Annotated in this window: 13 protein-coding genes; 8 read left to right on the forward strand and 5 right to left on the reverse strand. The window is 62.2% G+C overall.

Annotated elements, in window-relative coordinates:
* Positions 1–8: 8 nt before the first annotated feature.
* The 5 genes from CIT31_RS09610 to CIT31_RS09630 all read right to left on the reverse strand — a co-directional run bounded on the left by CIT31_RS09610 (position 9) and on the right by CIT31_RS09630 (position 8298).
* A complete protein-coding gene (locus CIT31_RS09610) occupies positions 9–3425 on the reverse strand; it encodes an AAA family ATPase (protein ID WP_245316157.1) in 3417 nt (1138 codons plus the stop codon).
* A gap of 297 nt (positions 3426–3722) precedes the next feature.
* A complete protein-coding gene (locus tag CIT31_RS09615) occupies positions 3723–4922 on the reverse strand; it encodes a mandelate racemase/muconate lactonizing enzyme family protein (protein WP_095518392.1) in 1200 nt (399 codons plus the stop codon).
* Between the two features lie 16 nt (positions 4923–4938).
* Complete coding sequence (locus CIT31_RS09620; protein ID WP_095518393.1) at positions 4939–6300, reverse strand: mandelate racemase/muconate lactonizing enzyme family protein; 1362 nt, start codon at positions 6298–6300, stop codon at positions 4939–4941.
* A 62-nt stretch (positions 6301–6362) separates the two neighbouring features.
* The gene (locus CIT31_RS09625) at positions 6363–7529 is read right to left on the reverse strand and encodes a mandelate racemase/muconate lactonizing enzyme family protein (protein ID WP_095518394.1); all 1167 of its coding nucleotides are present in this window, start codon (positions 7527–7529) and stop codon (positions 6363–6365) included.
* Positions 7530–7587: 58 nt separating this feature from the next.
* Positions 7588–8298, reverse strand: coding sequence for a GntR family transcriptional regulator (locus CIT31_RS09630; protein WP_095518395.1), 711 nt, complete (start codon positions 8296–8298; stop codon positions 7588–7590).
* A 211-nt stretch (positions 8299–8509) separates the two neighbouring features.
* Here CIT31_RS09630 and CIT31_RS09635 point away from each other — a divergent pair, with 211 nt between their 5' ends.
* The 8 genes from CIT31_RS09635 to CIT31_RS09670 form a co-directional block, all read left to right on the forward strand.
* Positions 8510–9988, forward strand: coding sequence for an ABC transporter substrate-binding protein (locus CIT31_RS09635; RefSeq protein WP_095518396.1), 1479 nt, complete (start codon positions 8510–8512; stop codon positions 9986–9988).
* A gap of 66 nt (positions 9989–10054) precedes the next feature.
* Positions 10055–11014 (forward strand): carbohydrate ABC transporter permease, encoded by a 960-nt coding sequence (locus CIT31_RS09640; RefSeq protein ID WP_095518397.1) that lies wholly within the window; start codon positions 10055–10057, stop codon positions 11012–11014.
* Positions 11011–11901, forward strand: a complete 891-nt coding sequence (locus tag CIT31_RS09645; RefSeq protein ID WP_095518398.1) for a carbohydrate ABC transporter permease — start codon at positions 11011–11013, stop codon at positions 11899–11901. Before CIT31_RS09640 ends, CIT31_RS09645 begins: the two co-directional genes overlap by 4 nt.
* A 10-nt stretch (positions 11902–11911) precedes the next feature.
* Positions 11912–13009, forward strand: a complete 1098-nt coding sequence (locus CIT31_RS09650; RefSeq protein ID WP_095518399.1) for an ABC transporter ATP-binding protein — start codon at positions 11912–11914, stop codon at positions 13007–13009.
* A 33-nt stretch (positions 13010–13042) separates the two neighbouring features.
* Positions 13043–14206: a mandelate racemase/muconate lactonizing enzyme family protein gene (locus tag CIT31_RS09655; protein WP_095518400.1), complete on the forward strand. Its 1164-nt coding sequence runs from the start codon at positions 13043–13045 to the stop codon at positions 14204–14206.
* A 23-nt stretch (positions 14207–14229) separates the two neighbouring features.
* Complete coding sequence (locus CIT31_RS09660; protein WP_095518401.1) at positions 14230–14979, forward strand: ribonuclease activity regulator RraA; 750 nt, start codon at positions 14230–14232, stop codon at positions 14977–14979.
* Between the two features lie 3 nt (positions 14980–14982).
* The gene (locus tag CIT31_RS09665) at positions 14983–15201 is read left to right on the forward strand and encodes a hypothetical protein (protein ID WP_206073348.1); all 219 of its coding nucleotides are present in this window, start codon (positions 14983–14985) and stop codon (positions 15199–15201) included.
* Between the two features lie 429 nt (positions 15202–15630).
* Positions 15631–16749, forward strand: a 1119-nt coding sequence (locus CIT31_RS09670) for a DUF6600 domain-containing protein (protein ID WP_342586914.1), incomplete at its 3' end; no start/stop codon positions are given.

Raw genomic sequence — 16749 nt, forward strand, 5'->3', positions numbered from 1 at the left:
GTTGCTGCCTATGGCTGCGCCGCCGGATGATGTGAAAACTTCTGCAGCAGGCTCTTTGCCTCAACCAGATCGGAAGTGCCGAAACCCTCGTTGAACGCCGCATATGCGGGTGCGAGCAGGTCTCGCGCCTCGCTCTCGCGTCCGCGATCGGACCAAAGTCGGGCAAGCCGAAGCGCGGCCCTCAGTTCGGCCAGTCTCGCACCTTGTTCGCGGGCGGCGGCCAGCGACTGCCGGAACGAGCCTTCGATAGCATCGTCGCCTTGGTCCAGGCGCGATAGGAGCTCTCCTTTGGCGCTCAACAGTTCGGGCAGCTGGTAGCTGGAGCCAGACTTGGCGAGCGTGTCGAACGCTTGCTCCAGCAGCGCAAGCCCTTCGCTTGCCTCGCCCCGCTCGCCGCAAGCGCGGGCGAGCGCGCAAAGGTAGTAAGCCAGCCCCATGTCGGCGCCGGTCGCGGCGATCGCCGCGATCCCGTCGCGCATCTGGCGAATGCCCTCGTCCAACTGCCCCAAACCACCGAGCGCCCAGCCGAAGAACACGCGAGCCTGCCCAAGCAGCAGGGGCATGGCGAACTCGGTGCATACGGCGATCGCCTTTTCGGCCCAGAGTCGCCCGTCATGCGGCTCCCGTCGCATGAGATGGACGACGCTGAGCGCCATCTGCGCCTGGGCCAGGCTTACAGGGTGCGAACCGCGCTCGGCGAGGGCGACTGCTTCTCTTGACTGCTGAACCCCCCTATCCGGCTTGCCGCAAATGCAAAGCATCTGTGCGGAGAACGACCGGCAGCAAACGCCTGGATCATGCCCGGTATAGCCCCAGGCTAGGTGGCGATGCTTCTCGTAGTCGTAGATGGCCATACCCTGGCTGGCGTGCACCCCGCTGGTCTTGTAGTTGCCGAGATAAAAGTTGACACCCCAGAGCTGGTGGTGCGCTTCCAGCATGTAGCCGGAATCGCCTGAAGCATGCGCGAGTTCCATGCCGAGCGTGAGGCACTGGTTGGCGAGCGCATTTGCGGCGCGCAGGTGACCCGAAATGGTGCGGCAGGCGCTCTCGCCCCGGACCGCGGCGAACAGCTGTGTCTTATCGCCAAGCCTTTCGGCAAGTTCCCGTGCCTTCGAGAAAGAGTGCAGGACCTCGGGATCGCCCCAACCCTTGGTGGAGATGAGCGCCGACCCCATTGCCGTCCAGAGTGACAGCTCCTTTCTGAGACGGGCCTCGGAAGCGGGCAAAGTCACAACGAGCTCGAGTCCTTTGCCGAAGTGCGCCGCGGCTTCGCGGTTGGCAGACTTTGTCATCGCCCGCTGCCCGGCTTTCAGCCACCACGACGCGGCCTCAGCCACCAGTCCGCCGATCGTATAGTGCTGCGCCACGGTCTCAGGTTCGGTCTCGGCGACGTCGGCAAACTCAGCTTCCAGCGCGGAGGCAATCTTCGCATGGATCTGCTGGCGCCGGCTTCTCAACAGGCTCTGGTAAGCCGTGTCGCAGACCAGCGCGTGCTTGAATGTGTAGGTCGCCTCCGGCGCCGCGCCGCTGCGGAACAGCAGCTCCGCCTGTTCCAACTGGCTGAGCGCATCGTCGAGCCGGCCTCGGCCGGCGCCACTCACTGCGGCGAGCAGCCGGTGCCGGAAAACGCGGCCGATGCAGGCGGCGATCTGCGCCGTCTCCTTCACCGGTGACAGCCGGTCGAGTCTTGCCATCAGCGAGTCCTGCAATGTCGACGGGATCGCGATCGCCGGCAGCGGCCCGATCGCCAAATAGCGATCGCCCGCCTCGACCAATAGGTCGGAATCGAGCACGGTCTTTGTCAGCTCCTCGACGAACAGCGGCACCCCCTCCGTGTTAGCAAGGATGCGGTCCGCGATGTCGCGCGGCAGCTTCTTGCCGCCCGCCACCCGCTCCATGATCGCGGTGCCATCGCATGGTTCGAGCCGCCCCAGCTGCAGCGTGTCGACACACGACAGCGCCCTCCAGCGCGGCTCGAATTCCGGCCGCGCCGTGACCACAAGCAGGACCGGCAGGTCCGAGAGCCGCTCAACGAGCGCTTCCAGCCATTCGGCCGTCGTGGGGTCGATCCAATGGGCGTCCTCGACGAGTACGAGCACTGGAGCGTTCGTCGCCGACGCCTCGACCAGCCGCGTCAAGGCTGCGAGCGTGCGCGCCCTGAGCGCCGGCGCCGGCAACTTCGGCGGACGATAACGCCCGCTTGCATCGATCGAGAGCAGCGTTGCCAGCAATGGTAGGGCCTCGCCAGCCTCCGCGCCGATCCCGGTAAGCAGCGTCGCGAGCTTGTCGAACCGCGTGTCGGCGTTGTCGTCGCCCACGAAGCCCGCCGCCCTTTCCAAATGCGAGATCAGCGGATGGAGTGCGCTGTTGGTGTAGTGGGCCGAGCAGAAATAGCGCAGTACCGAACGCGGCCCTGCGGCGACCTGCGCGGCAAGTGCGGCCAACAGGCGAGACTTGCCGATGCCAGCCTCGCCGGTGAGTAGGAGAACCTGGCCTTGTCCCGATGTTGCGCGATGCCACCGTTCGGCTAGGAAGGCGAGCTCTTCGTGCCGGCCGACCAAAGGCGTCAGCACGGCGTGCCGGGCTTCGAAGCGGCTCTCGGCCGCCGTCTCGCCGACGATGCGCCAGCACCGCACTGGAGCGGTGAAGCCTTTGAGATCCCGTTCACCAAGATCGGTCGCTGTGAACAGTCCGGCGACCAACCTTTGCGTAGCCTCCGCGACCACTATAGAATCCGGCTCGGCGACGGCTTGCAGCCGGGCTGCAAGATTGGGCGTGTCCCCGACTACGGCTTCCTCTTGCGCCGCGCCTTCGCCGACCAGGTCCCCGACGACCACCAGCCCGGTGGCGATGCCGACACGCGCGGCGAGCGGCACTCCGCCGGGGCCGCCCAGTCGGCCGGTCGCGGTCGCGGCCGCGAGACCCGCGCGCACGGCGCGCTCGGCGTCGTCCTCATGCGCCCGCGGCCAGCCGAAATAGGCGAGCACGCCGTCGCCCATGAGCTTGGCGACCCGTCCCTCGTAGCGCGCGATCTCGCGCGACACGGCCTGCTGGTAGCTGAGGATCACCTCGCGCATGTCCTCAGGATCGAGTCGCTGCGACAGCGCGGTCGAGCCGACGAGGTCGACGAACATGACGGTGAGTTGCCGCCGCTCTGCTCGTGGCGCTGCAACGTCGTCGTCGGTGGCGTCTTGCGCAAACTCCTCACGAGTGGACAGGGTCGACCCTGGCTGAGCTGAGGAATTCTCCGCGAGCGCCGAAATGGCGCTGAGCAGCTTGCGCCGATGCCCCACGGACCTAATGCCCAGGGCCGTCAAGTCCTCGGTGGTGAGCTTAGGCAGCAGCTCGAAATCGATGTCATTGTCGCGGAAGGCCGGGGCGTATTCCCCCAGTCCGAGGCTTGCCAGCCATGCCGCGATATCCACGCCCTTCTCCCTAGGCGGTGGAAGTTTGGTCAGCATCATACCGCAAACAGGAGGCTAAGTCGTCCTTGCCGTTATGCCCATAGCAACGTCAGATGCCAGTGAGAGAGGGCGCGCGTTGAGGAGGGGCAAATGGCAGCTCCGGGTCAGATCACGACGATGCTCGTGCCGACCTGAAGGTCCGCTCTTGAAGATTCGAGACCCGAAGCTGTCAGTCCGCTACCGGCCCGAAACGGTCATTCCGGATGCCAATTTGCGTGAAGAGGTCCACGTGGTGCAGGGTGGAGCAAGAAGGATGGTTCAATTGAAGAAGCCCGCGTCCTCTTCCCTGAGATACCTCCTGGCTGCTTCGGCGTCGATATCGAGGCCCAGCCCCGGCGCTTCCAGCAGGTCCACCATGCTGTCCTTCACGATCTGCGACGGCAGGCCGATCACAAGGTCCTCCCACCAGGGATCGGAGGCGCTCGGGTATTCGAAGGCGATGTAGTTGGCGGGCAAGGTGGCGCAGACATTGATCAACGCGCCGAGACCGAGCAGGCCGTTCGCCGTGCCGTGCGGCGCCATCAGGATCGAGTGCATATGGGCGTGCTCGGCTACCCATTTCAGCTCGGCGATGCCACCGACATCGGCCGGGTCCGGACCGATGATACGGACCGCCTGCGTTTCGATCAGCTCCTTGAAATTGTGCCGCAGATAGATCTGCTCGCCGGTATGGATTGGCGTCGAGGTGGAGGTGGTCAGCTCCCGATAGGCCTGCGGATTGACCCACGGCACATAGTCGCCAGTCAGCATATCCTCGAGCCACATCAAATTGTACTTCTCGACCGCGCGACCAAACTTAATTGCATCGGGCAGCATCCAGCCGGGGCCGCAGTCGAGCGCCAGGCTGACCTTGTCGCCCAGCACTTCCTTCATCGCGATCACGCAGTCGAGCATGTGATTGAAACCGCGCTCGCTGATCACGCCTTGATCCATGGCACCGTGATAGCCGGCCTTCTTCTGCGTCACGCCGTAATGGAAGCCCTCAATGGTGTCCTTCATGTTTGAGTGGAACGAGATTCCTTGCTTGATCATGAAGAAGTTCTGCGGCTGCTCCATCATCCATTTGACGTCAGCGGCGTAATCCTCCGGCCGGTCGCCCGTGCGCTTCTGGCGGATCGAGCCGTTGTAGACGCGCACCTTGTCGCGCACCTTGCCGCCGAGCAGTTTGTAGGCCGGCACGCCTGCGGCCTTGCCGGCAATGTCCCACAGCGCATGCTCGATAGCGCTTACTGCCGCGCCATATGGCTTGAAAGAGCCGCGTTGGCGGATCTTCAGCATCACGCGCTCGACGTCGGTCGGGTCCTCGCCGATCAGCGCCTCGCGAAAATGCAGGACCCAGGGCTTGAGGTAGGGCTTGGTGTACTCGACCTCGCCCAGGCCATAGAGGCCCTCGTCGGTGACGACACGAACGATGGGATGTTTACCGATGACGGCACAGCGGAGATCGGTGATCTTCATCTTCGGTTCTTTCGCCTCAGCTCCAGGTGCGATCCCAGGAATACTCGTTGTCCCAGTGATCCGTGGCCTGCCAGATGCCGCTGACATCCGGCTGCAGATGCTGCGAAATCACCTCGTCGACGACGTCGTCAATCCCCAGGCCCGGCTTGTCGGGAACAGTGATAAAGCCGTCTTTCACGAGCGGCTTGGCAACGCCGGTGACGATATCGTCCCACCAGTCGACATCGGCAGAGTGGTATTCGAGCGCCATGAAGTTTTCGGTCGCGGTCGCGACATGTGCCGCGGCCATTGCGGCGACTGGACTTTCTGCCATATGGATCGCCATAGCGACGCCGTGGTCCTGCGCCATGTCGCCGATCTTCTTGGTCTCGAGAATGCCCCCGCTGGTGAGCAGGTCTGGGTGGATAACGGATAGGCCGCCGCTCTTGAGCAAAGGTTCGAAGCCCTCCTTGAGGTAGATGTCCTCGCCGGTGCAGATCGGCACCGTGGTGGCGTCCTGCAGTTGTCGATACTGCTCGGTGTACTGCCATGGGATCACATCCTCGAGCCAGGCTGGCACGTATTTTTCAATCCGCCTGGCGAGGCGAATACCGTTCTGCAGCGAGATGTGGCCGACGTGGTCGATGGCGAGCGGAATATCCATGCCGATAACGTCGCGAACCTCGGCAATATACTGCTCAAGCAGGTCGAGGCCCTTATCGGAAAAATGGAGGCCGGTAAACGGGTGGGGGACGTTGTGCAAATCGTAGGCGGCGTTGCGGTCGCGCCGCTCTTCAAGAGTCTTGACCGGGCCGCGGCCGGGCTGGACGCGGTACCCTTCAAGTGAGCCGGCAGGAGACACGACCGCACCGGGTACATCCGCGATCTGCATCAGGCCCAGATCCATCTTGAGGAACGTGAAGCCGAGCGCCATGCGCTGCTTGAGGCGCTTGCCGGTCTCGGTGCCGCTCGGCACGGTAGCGTCGGTATCGCAATAGAGGCGCACCTTGTCCCGAAACCTGCCGCCGAGCATCTGGTAGATGGGCACGCCATAGGCCTTGCCGGCGAGATCCCACAACGCGATTTCGATCGCCGAGACGCCGCCGCCTTGCCGGCCGTGTCCGCCGAACTGTTTGATCCGGCGGAACAGGCGGTCGATGTTGCAGGGGTTCTCGCCAAGCAGCCGGCTCTTCAGCATCAGCGCGTAGGTGGCGCTGGCGCCGTCGCGCACCTCGCCAAGTCCGACGATGCCCTGGTTGGTGTAAATCTTGAGCAGGGTTGAGGTGAACGGCGCGCCGATGATTTCGGCTACCCGCATGTCGGTGATGCGAAGCTGGGATGGCTTAGAGTTCGCGTTCACCCGATTGAGCGCCTCGTCGGCGCCACCCGTCTTTGCCATGACCTATCCTCGTTCTGGTGGATGGGGCTTGTCGCCCGCACGCCGGGCCGGCATAGGCGTTGCTAGCCCAGCTCAATCTCGTGGGCCTGCAGGTAGTCACGGTCCATCTCAATACCGAGGCCAGGCTTCGACGTCAGCTTGAGGCTGCCGTTCGAGACGTCGAGTGGTCTGTCGATGAGGTGATCGTATTTGCCCAGGTTCCACCCCGACGTTTCGAGCTTGTAGAAGTTAGGAACGGTCATCATCACCTGCGCTCCCGCAACCACGTTGATCGGTCCCGCGGCGTCATGTGGCGAGACCGGGACGTAGTAGGCTTCGCATAGGGCAGAAATCTTCTTGAGTTCGGTAATGCCGCCAGTCCAGGTGACGTCCGGCATGATGTAGTCAGCGAGCCTGTTCTCGAGTACCGGCACGAAATCCCACTTCGTGTGGCCGCGCTCGCCCCACGAGATGGCGGCACTGACCTTTTCACGCACCTGCTTGAGGGCGTTGAGGCTCTCGGGCGGGCAGGGCTCCTCAAACCAATCGATCTGGCCGGCTTCCTCGAGGCTCCGACAGAGGCGAATGGCGGTGGGAACGTCGAAGCGGCCATGCGCATCGATGAGAATGTCTACATCGGGCCCCGCCGTTTCGCGGATCAGAGCCGTGAGTTCGGCGGCTTCGCGCTCGTCCTTGCGGGTCATGCTGCCATCGAGGTAGCCGTCCCGCTGTTCGCGGGGCAGGCCATCGGCGCTGCGGCCCTGCTGGGGGTACGGATCGAACTTGAGCGCGGTGTGTCCGGACTCGACGATGTCTAGAATTTCGCGGACCACAGCCTCCTTGCTGGTGAATTTGGCCTGGTTGGGATGGGTGTAGAGCGCGATTTCATCGCGTACTGGTCCGCCCAGCAGCTCGTAAATCGGCTTACCGAGGACTTTGCCCCGGATATCCCAGAGGGCTATATCGATGGCGCTCACGCATTCGACGGCGGCGCCGCGGCTGCCCATGTAGGTGAAGCTGCGAAAAATCTTGTGCCAGAGGTGCTCGATACGCGCTGGATCCTCGCCTGTCACGGCGACACCGATCTGCCGCAGGATCGTGCAGAGAGCGCGGTTGGCGAGCTTTGTAGTGGTGGTGATCTCTCCCCAGCCACTCACCCCCTCGTTGGTCGTCACTTCGACGAACAGGTACTCTCCCCAATAAGAAGCATCGGACTTGATCAGCCACGGCCGAATGCTCGTGATTTTCATCTCAATTCCTTTATCTGAAATGGCCAGGCTAACGATGTTCGAGACTGGACCTTCGTTCCTATCCGGCCCGAGCGGCGTTGCGCGCACGCATCTGTTCGAGAATATGCCGGCCGGAACCCTCGACATGGCGGGAAACGAGTTCGGCCGCCTTGTCGGCTTCTCCCGCTTTTACGTGCGCGATGAGTTCGCGGTGCTCGCGAATGATCGCGGCACGCCGCGCGAGCGTGAAATTGAAACGCCGGCTGACGGCTCGCAGCACTTCGCGATGCTTCCACCAAAGTTCGGCGGCATGGCGGTTATAGTGCCGCTGGTACATCACGGTGTGGAAAGCGGTATCAAGCTCACTGTGCCTGAAGGTGTCGGCGAAGTTGTTCTCTTCAATCAGGCCCTGGAGACGTTCGAGTTCGGCGATGTCCTCGCCGGTCGCCATATTCACAAACCATCGCGTCAGGGCCGGCTCAATCAAAACACCGATTTCATAGATATCCCGGACAAAATCCTGATCTATGGGTCGGACGCGCGCCCCGCGGTTGGGAAGAAAGATGACAAAACCCTCCCCGCGCAAGAGCTGCAGGGCCTCGCGCACGGGGTTGGTCGAGGTGCCGTGACGCCGGGCGAGCTCGGTAACCACAAGCCGTTCATTGGCGGCGAGCCGTCCCTCAATGATGTCTTCCCTGATGAGTTCATAAAGCGAGGCGCCCTCGCTGGATGCCCCGATTGGATCAGTGCCCACAGGTGGCATCGCTTTGAAATCGCTCATTTCGGCCAAGGCCGGCTCCCCTAATCAATACATACCCTGCCCGATATCACACACGGTTTCCGCAAACAATGTACGATTCAACGCGTTGACAGGCAATCCACGATCTGAAAACGTACAAAATGATCGAAGGGATACATAGAACAGAAAGGCGTCCCGCGGTCGAACGAGCTAGACCGCTTTGCCTCGGCGCAGGGCGGCATGCAGAACAGGGAGGATACCTATGACGAGGATTACGCTCGGCAGTGCGGTCCTGCGCGGCACTGTCGCCACTGCTTTGATGGCATCGCTGATGTCCACTTCGGCGCTGGGAGCGCCGCCGGTCGACCTCAGCAAGTGGTCGCCGGAATATGTGCGCTCCATTGCGGGCACACAGGATTTTGACGCGGCGGCCGATTGCGCCAAGGTCACCCCCCTCGACTACAAGGGGCGACTGACTTTCTGGTATCAGGGCGTGTTCGAGGGCGACCCCGACCTTTTGCGCCAGTACTACAAAGATTTCTTCGAGACCTTCCGCAAGACCTATCCGAACATCCAGCTCGAGGAACAAGCCCTCACCTATAACGACCTTCTTGACAAGTTCCGCACGGCGCTCCTGGGCAATGCCGCGCCGATGGCGGTCCGCCTGCAAATCCTGGGTGGTACCGAGTTCGCCTCAAAAGGCTATCTGCAGCCGCTCAAACCCGAGGATGTGGGGTATTCCACCGAGGATTTCTGGCCCGGCGCGATGAAGGCCGTGACCTGGGAGGGGGTGACCTACGGCATTCCAACCAACAACGAGACGATGGCGTTCATCTGGAACGCCGACATCTTCAAGCGTGCGGGCCTCGATCCGGACAAGGCTCCGGCAACCTGGGACGACGTCGTCAAGTATTCCAAGCAGATCCACGACAAGCTCGGCATTGCCGGTTACGGCCTCGTGGCCCGCAAGAATGCCGGCAATACGCCGTACCGTTTCATGCCGCAGCTGTGGGCCTATGGCGGCGGCGTCTTCGACGAAGCCACCGCGAACCCGACCTATGAGCAGGTCAAGCTCGATAGCCCTCAGAGCAAGGCCGCGCTGCAAGCCTCGTACGACATGTATGTTCGCGACAAGTCGGTTCCGGTTTCGGCACTCACCAACCAGCAGGCCGATAACCAGCCCCTGTTCCTCGCCGGCCAGCTCGGCATGATGATCTCGCATCCTTCCGACTACGACGTCATGCTCGACCTGCAGAAGAAGGCGACGGGCGCCGACAAGGATAAGGCGCAGACCGTCATCGACAACATGCGCTACGGCCTGATTCCCACTGGCCCCGACGGCAAGCGCGCAGTCGTGTTCGGCGGCTCGAACATTCACATTCTGAAGCCTGAATATGTCGAGGGCGGCAAGGTCGACGAGCCGGCTGCAAAGGCTATCATCTGCATGTGGACAAGCCCTGAATGGTCGCTGAAGATGGCCTACGCCGGCTCGAACCCGGGCAACCTTAACGGCTTCAAGACCAAATGGATGAAGGAACGCCTAGACAACATCAAGTTCCTCGATGTGACGACCTCGATGCTACCATATGGCATCCCGTTTCCAGCGCTGCCGCAGGCCCCCGAGATCATGAACATCATCGTCCCGGACATGCTGCAGAATGCCCTGACCGGCGCGATGACCGTCGACCAGGCAGCGGACGACGCGGCCAAGAAGGTAAGAGACCTGATGGGCGGACTCTAGTCCAAGCCTGACCGGCTGCACCGATAGTGCAGCCGGTTCGTTCAGAAGAAATAAGGGCGCGCCACAGTGACGATCGTGACCGGCAAGGCCGAGGCTCGCCGAAGATTGCAATCCGGTAGGTCCGGCGTGCTACGGAAAATATGGGATCATCGCGCTGACTACGCGTACGTGCTCCCTGCGATCGCCGTGATGCTCATCGTCATCGCCTATCCGATCTACTACACGATCGAGCTGTCGTTCTTTAAGACGCCGCCTGGCCTACAACTTCGCGACAAGACCTTCATAGGCTTCGACAACTACACGGCCATCCTCACCAGTGAGGTGTTCTGGAAAGTCACCTGGAACACTCTGATCTGGACACTGGGATCCACTTTGATCTCCTTTGTCCTGGGGTTTGCCACCGCGCTGGCACTCCACCGCGCCTTTATCGGCCGCGGTGTCCTGCGCGCAATCCTGATCATTCCCTGGGTCATCAGCGCGGTCGCCGCCTCCTATATTTGGAAGTGGATCTATCATTCGGACTTCGGGATCATCGGTGCGGTGCTGGTCGGCCTCGGATTGGCCGACCGACCGCCGAATTTTATCGACAGCGTCAGCACGGTGCTGCCTTCCCTGATCGTCGTCAATATCTGGCGCGAGTTTCCGTTTGCCATGATCATGATGATGGCCGGCCTGCAGACCGTGCCCGAGCAGTTGCTGCGCGCCGCGCAGGTCGACGGCGCCAGCGCCTGGCAGCGCTTCTGGCACGTCACCTTCCCGCACTTGCGCAACGTCTCGACGGTGACGATCCTGCTGCTCGCGGTGGCCAACTTCAATTCCTTCATCATCCCCTGGATCATGACCGGCGGCGGGCCGTCCAACGCATCGCATATCTGGATCACCCACATTTATGAGCTTGCCTTCGGGCGACAGCGCTGGGGCGTGGCATCTGCCTATTCGGTGCTCCTGTTCCTCATCCTGATGACGCTCGGCTACTTCTACGTCCGTGCGCTAAGCGGCAACGAGCGGAAAGAGGGGAGCGCATGAGCACGACTGCCAAGACAGCCCCTCGAGGCCTGAGCCGTCGCCGCATGCGCGTCGACGGATGGCGGTGGGCCGGGCGCATCTTCCTCGTGTTCATGCTGCTTTACACCGCGGTGCCGATGATCTGGATGCTGATCACCTCGATCAAGTCCGGGTTCGCGGCGATGCAATTCCCGCCGCAATGGTGGCCGGACGAACCTACCCTCGCCAGCTACGAGAAGCTGCTCGATCCCCAGAACAGCGTCGGCCAGGACTTCCTCCGCTTCTTCTGGAACAGCCTTTTCGTGTCGACCGTCACGACAATCCTCTCGGTGATCGTCGCCGTCCCTGCGGCCTACGCGTTTTCGCGCTTCAGTTTCCCCGGCCGGAACTTCCTGTTCTTCGCCGTGCTGCTGCGCAACATGTTCCCGGCGGTGATCTTTCTCGTGCCGCTGTTCATCCTGATGCGCCTGCTCGGGTTGATGAACACGCATGGCTCGCTGATTCTCACCTATCTCACCTTCGGCCTGCCGCTGGCGATCTGGTTGCTCAAGGGCTTTTACGACAACATTCCGGTGCAGCTCGAGCAGGCGGCGCGCATCGATGGGGCAACGCGGTTCCAGGCCTTCATCTTGATTGTGATGCCGCTCTCGGCGCCGGGGATCATCGCCACCGCGATCTATTCGTTCATCGGCGCGTGGAACGAGTACATCTACGCCTACACCTTCCTCACCAAGAACGACCAGTTGACACTGCCGGTCGGCATCCAGCGCTTCTTCTCAGAGAATACGACGGACTTTCCGGGCCTGATGGCGGCCAGCTTAATGATGAGCGTGCCCGTCGTGGTGCTGTTCCTCGTCCTGCAACGATACTTCGTACGCGCCCTTACAGAAGGCGCGGTCAAGCACTAGGGAGTTGCCGATGGCCCACGTGGTCCTCAAAGATCTCGTCAAGACTTATGGCAGCTTCAAAGCTGTCAACGACGTCTCGCTGACGGTCAATGACGGCGAGTTCGTTGCGCTCGTCGGCCCTTCAGGCTGCGGCAAGACAACCACACTCAATCTCGTCGCGGGGCTGATCCCGATCACTTCGGGCGACATCGTCATCGGGGACCGGGTGGTCAATGACCTCGACCCCAAGGACCGGGACATCGCAATGGTGTTCCAGAACTACGCTCTCTATCCGCAGAAATCGGTTTACAAGAACCTGGCGTTCCCGCTGCAGATGCGCAAACTGCCCAGGGACGAGATCGACAAGAAGGTCAAGGAAGCGGCGCGAGTGCTCGACATGACGCACCTGCTCGAGCGCAAGCCACGCGAACTTTCGGGCGGGCAGCAGCAGCGGGTGGCCCTGGGCCGTGCGCTTGTCCGCGACCCCGCCGTGTTCCTCATGGACGAGCCGCTCTCTAACCTCGACGCCAAACTGCGCGTGCAGATGCGGTCGGAGATCAAGCGCTTCCACCAAGACCTCAAGGCGACAATCATCTATGTGACGCACGACCAGCTCGAAGCCGTAACCATGGCCGACAAGATGGCGGTGATGAACGGCGGCTACCTGCAGCAATACGATTCACCGGCGCGGGTCTTTGCCCATCCTGTCAACATGTTCGTCGCCAGCTTCATCGGCAGCCCGGCGATGAGCCTTATTCCGCTGGAGGCATCGACGGCAAACGGCAACTCTGTGTTGACGGGCGCGGAGGGCTGGAGCTTTGAGCTCTCGCCGCGCAACGCCCAGAAGGTCGCAAGGGCAACGACCAAGAAAGTCGTGCTCGGCGCGCGTCACTCGACGATCAAGCTGCGCAAGAGCGCGGTCCCCGGTGCCATTCCGGCCAAGGCCTACACGGTGGAGCCGACCGGAGACGTCACCTTCGTGCAGGCGTTCCTGTCCGGCGCCATCGTCAACGTCAGCGTGCCGCCGAACATTGCCGTCGCGCCCGATGAACAGATCTGGCTCGAGTTCGACCAGGAGCGGATGCATCTGTTCGACGGCCAAACCGAAATGGCCCTCAAGGCCAACTGAGACAGGGCGGATGCGTTTGGAAACGTGGCGTGGATGACTACGAAGCTTAAGATCACCGCGATCAAGCCCTATCCAGTGTGGGTAGGAACGCGCAACCAGATGCTCGTCAAGGTCGAGACCGACCAAGGCATCTTCGGCTGGGGTGAGAGCGGCTTGAGTGGTCGCGAGAAAGCGGTGGCCGGCGCGGTCGAGCACTATCGCGAGTTTCTCATCGGCCGCGACCCGATGCAGATGGGCCGCATCTGGCAGGAGGTCTATCGCAGCCAGTACTTCGAAGGCGGACGAGTTCTGCAGGCGGCGATTTCCGCCATCGACATCGCCCTTCACGACATCAAGGGCAAGGCGTTGGGAGTGCCGGTCTACGAGCTGCTAGGCGGCAAGCAGCGCGACCGCATCCCCACCTTCGCTTCGACCGGAGACGAGGCCGAAGGCGACGTTGCCATCGAACGAGCCCGCGAGCTACACGCACAGGGTTGGCAGGCGATCCGCTTCTTCCCCGCCGGGCAAAACAGCACGGAGAACTTCGAGCCGCGCGAGTCGATCGGCGCTACCTCGAGTATGCTTAACAAGGCGCGCGAGGCGCTGGGCAACGACGTCGTCCTCGGCATCGATTATCATCATCGGCTGTCGGTGGCCGAGGCGGCGAGCTTCTGCAACAAGCTCGGCCGCGGCGTGCTTGATTTCGTCGAAGAGCCGATACGAGACGAGGCACCGGAGGCCTACGAATCCCTGCGTACGATGACCGACATCCCCTTTGCCATCGGCGAGGAATTTGCCAGCAAGTGGCAGTTCCTGCCCTACATCGAGCGTGGCATCCACCAGTTCAACCGGCTCGATGTTTGCAATGTCGGCGGGCTTACCGAGGCGATGAAAGTCGCTGGCTGGAGCGAGGCGCACTATGTGGATCTGATGCCGCACAATCCCCTTGGTCCGGTGTGCACGGCCGCGACCGTGCATCTCGCCGCCGCGGTACCCAACTTCGCCTGGCTCGAGACCAGGGAACCCGAAACAAAGCTGGGCTTCGACAATTCCGACTTCTTCCCCGTGCAACCACGGCTCGACGGGACCAACTATCCGGTCGGCGATCTGCCGGGGCTCGGCGTCGAGGTCAACGAGGAGGCGATCCAGGCGGCGAGCTTTCGTTTTTGGGAAGCACCTCACCTTAAGCGCCGCGACGGTTCTGTTACGAACTGGTAGTTCTCTTTCAACCGGAGTCCACGATGACACATGCTCCCGACATCACGCGGCCGCCAAAACACCTGATCGACGCGCTAAGGGAGATCGGCGCCGCGACGGTTGCCGGCACGCTTGGCCACATGGGTTTTCGCAATCCGCACATGGTCGGACCGGTGGCGCAGAACCACGGGAAGTCGATCGTCGGGCCGGCGCTGACGCTGCAGTTCATGCCACAGCGGCCGGACCTATTCACCGAGGGAGAATACGCCGATCCGGAGACGCAGCTGCATCGGCACGTGCTTTATCACGCACAGGAGGGCGATGTAGTCGTGGTCGACGCGCGCGGCGACATGAGCTCGGGCGTCTTCGGCGATATGATGTCGACGTATTTCAAAGGCAGGGGCGGCGCGGGCATCGTCATCGATGGATGCATGCGCGACCGGCCCAATGTTGAAAAGCTCGATCTGCCCCTATGGCTGCGCGGCTGGACGCCAAATTATCATGTGCAGACCAGCATCTATCCCAATGCCGTCAACGTTCCGATCGCCTGCGGCGGTGTCACGGTGATCCCCGGTGACATCATCGTCGCCGACGACGACGGGGTGGTGGTGCTCCCTGTCGCAATGGCCCCGACGGTAATCGAAGAATCACAGAAGCATCACGATTGGGAGGAGTTCTCGCGAGTGAAGCTCATGGAGGGCGGGCCGCTGCAACGCTACTATCCGCTGCATGACGACGCCTGTGGGGAGTACGAGGAGTGGCGCAAAAGAAACCGCTTGGAGGACCCGAGCTAGCGCATGGATTACCCTGCGGCAGGCGGCAGACCTTCTGGCGGTAACGCCGGCGTCGACGCAAAAGGCCTCAACAAATGCCGCGAATATCTCTACAGGCTGCCCGTCAATCCGGAGCCCGGTCAGAAGCTTTCCCGGGCGCAGTATCTCGACTACGCGGAGCGCGTCGAGAAAAGCTCGGTCGTGAAGGTCAGCCGCGGACCATGGTGTTCCATCGCTGCTTGAGGGCGGAGTCGATGCCCTCTTGGTGTGGCGCCGATCCGCACCGGTTCAATCGGGGGCCCAGAAACGGTTTTGAACAACCGGATACTGTTCGTGTCGCGCGGGCGCAGGGGTGCAGGTACCCCGCTGCTTCGGTGCAACCTAGGTATTGTCCGCGCAGATGTCAGCTTGCCCGTTTTTCGTGGCTATATTCCAGAGCGCGGGCTGACTGCTTTCGGCCCGAGGCTGCCAGGCAGCAATGCGCCCATGTGTGCTGTTTGCGCTGATAGGGGTGGCTACCATCGTGTGATGACGAGCCGGTGTGTGAGCAGATGCGGGCATCGCTAGCAAGTGGAACAATCCGACAGCCGGCGAGTTTCCAAGAGGAAGGGCGATCTGTTTCGGAGGAAGACTAGGATGAAACGCGTCCTTGCGCAAAATGCTGTACGGCTGATGCTGGGCGGTGTAACCGCCTGCCTGCTCACCGTCGTCGAGATTCCCAACCCGGTTGCGCCATTGTCGCTTGTGTCCGAGGCGAGGGCCGCCACCGACGTTTCCATTTCGATCAGCACATTCTACGATGACCTGTCTTCCCATGGTGATTGGGTTTCCTACCGCGGAGCGACCGTTTTCGTCCCGGTCGATGTACCTGACGATTGGCGTCCGTATACCCTTGGACACTGGGTCTATACCGAGCAGTATGGGTGGCTCTGGGTGTCCGACGAGCCGTTCGGCTGGGCGACCTACCATTACGGCCGGTGGGGCTATGCCGACGACATCGGCTGGTACTGGGTTCCCGGGACTCGTTGGGCGCCAGCATGGGTGAGCTGGCGGCGTGACAGGGAGCACATGATCTGGGCTCCGCTGCCGCCGCGCCGCGATCCCGATTTGATTTCAATCGAGGTGACGTTCGACACCACGCCGGATTTTTACTGGGTCGTGGTCCCCACCCGCGAATTCCTTGCTGAGGACATTTCTGTCGTCGTTATCCGTGATCAGCCGGAGTTTGTGCGCATTGTCGAGGCGGCCGAGCCGGCCGGCGACGTGACGATCCAGAACAACGTGGTGATCAACAAAGTCATTGATGTTGATGTGATCGAGAAGGAGACGAACCAGCAGGTGACTGTCGTCGAGGTCAGCGAGACCGAGACGCCCGAGCAGGCCGGCAAATTGGAAAAGAATACGGTCACGGTCTTTGAAGGTGAAGTCAAGGCCGATCCCGATGCCAAACCAGCTGAGCTCAAAGACATCGAGGAGGTGAAGCAGGTTCAGGCTGGCCGGAAATCAAAGCCGACCGAAGGCGCAGCCACGACCGAACAGGCGCCCGCGACCGGCGAACAGGTTGAGCCGGAAGAGACCGCCAAGCCTGAGAAGCCGACGACCGAGGAGCAACCGGCCGCCGAGCAGCAGCAGGCCGAGCCGGAACAGGCGGCCAAGCCTGAGAAGCCGAAGGCCAAGGAGCAGCCCGCCGCCCAGCAGGCCGAGCCCGAGCAGGCGGCCAAGCCTGAGAAGCGGAAGGCCAAGGAGCAGCCCGCCGCCGAGCAGCAGCAGGCCGAACCGGAACAGGCGGCC

It is taken from the genome of Mesorhizobium wenxiniae (assembly GCF_002284535.1).
GTDB classification, from domain to species: Bacteria; Pseudomonadota; Alphaproteobacteria; order Rhizobiales; family Rhizobiaceae; genus Mesorhizobium; species Mesorhizobium wenxiniae.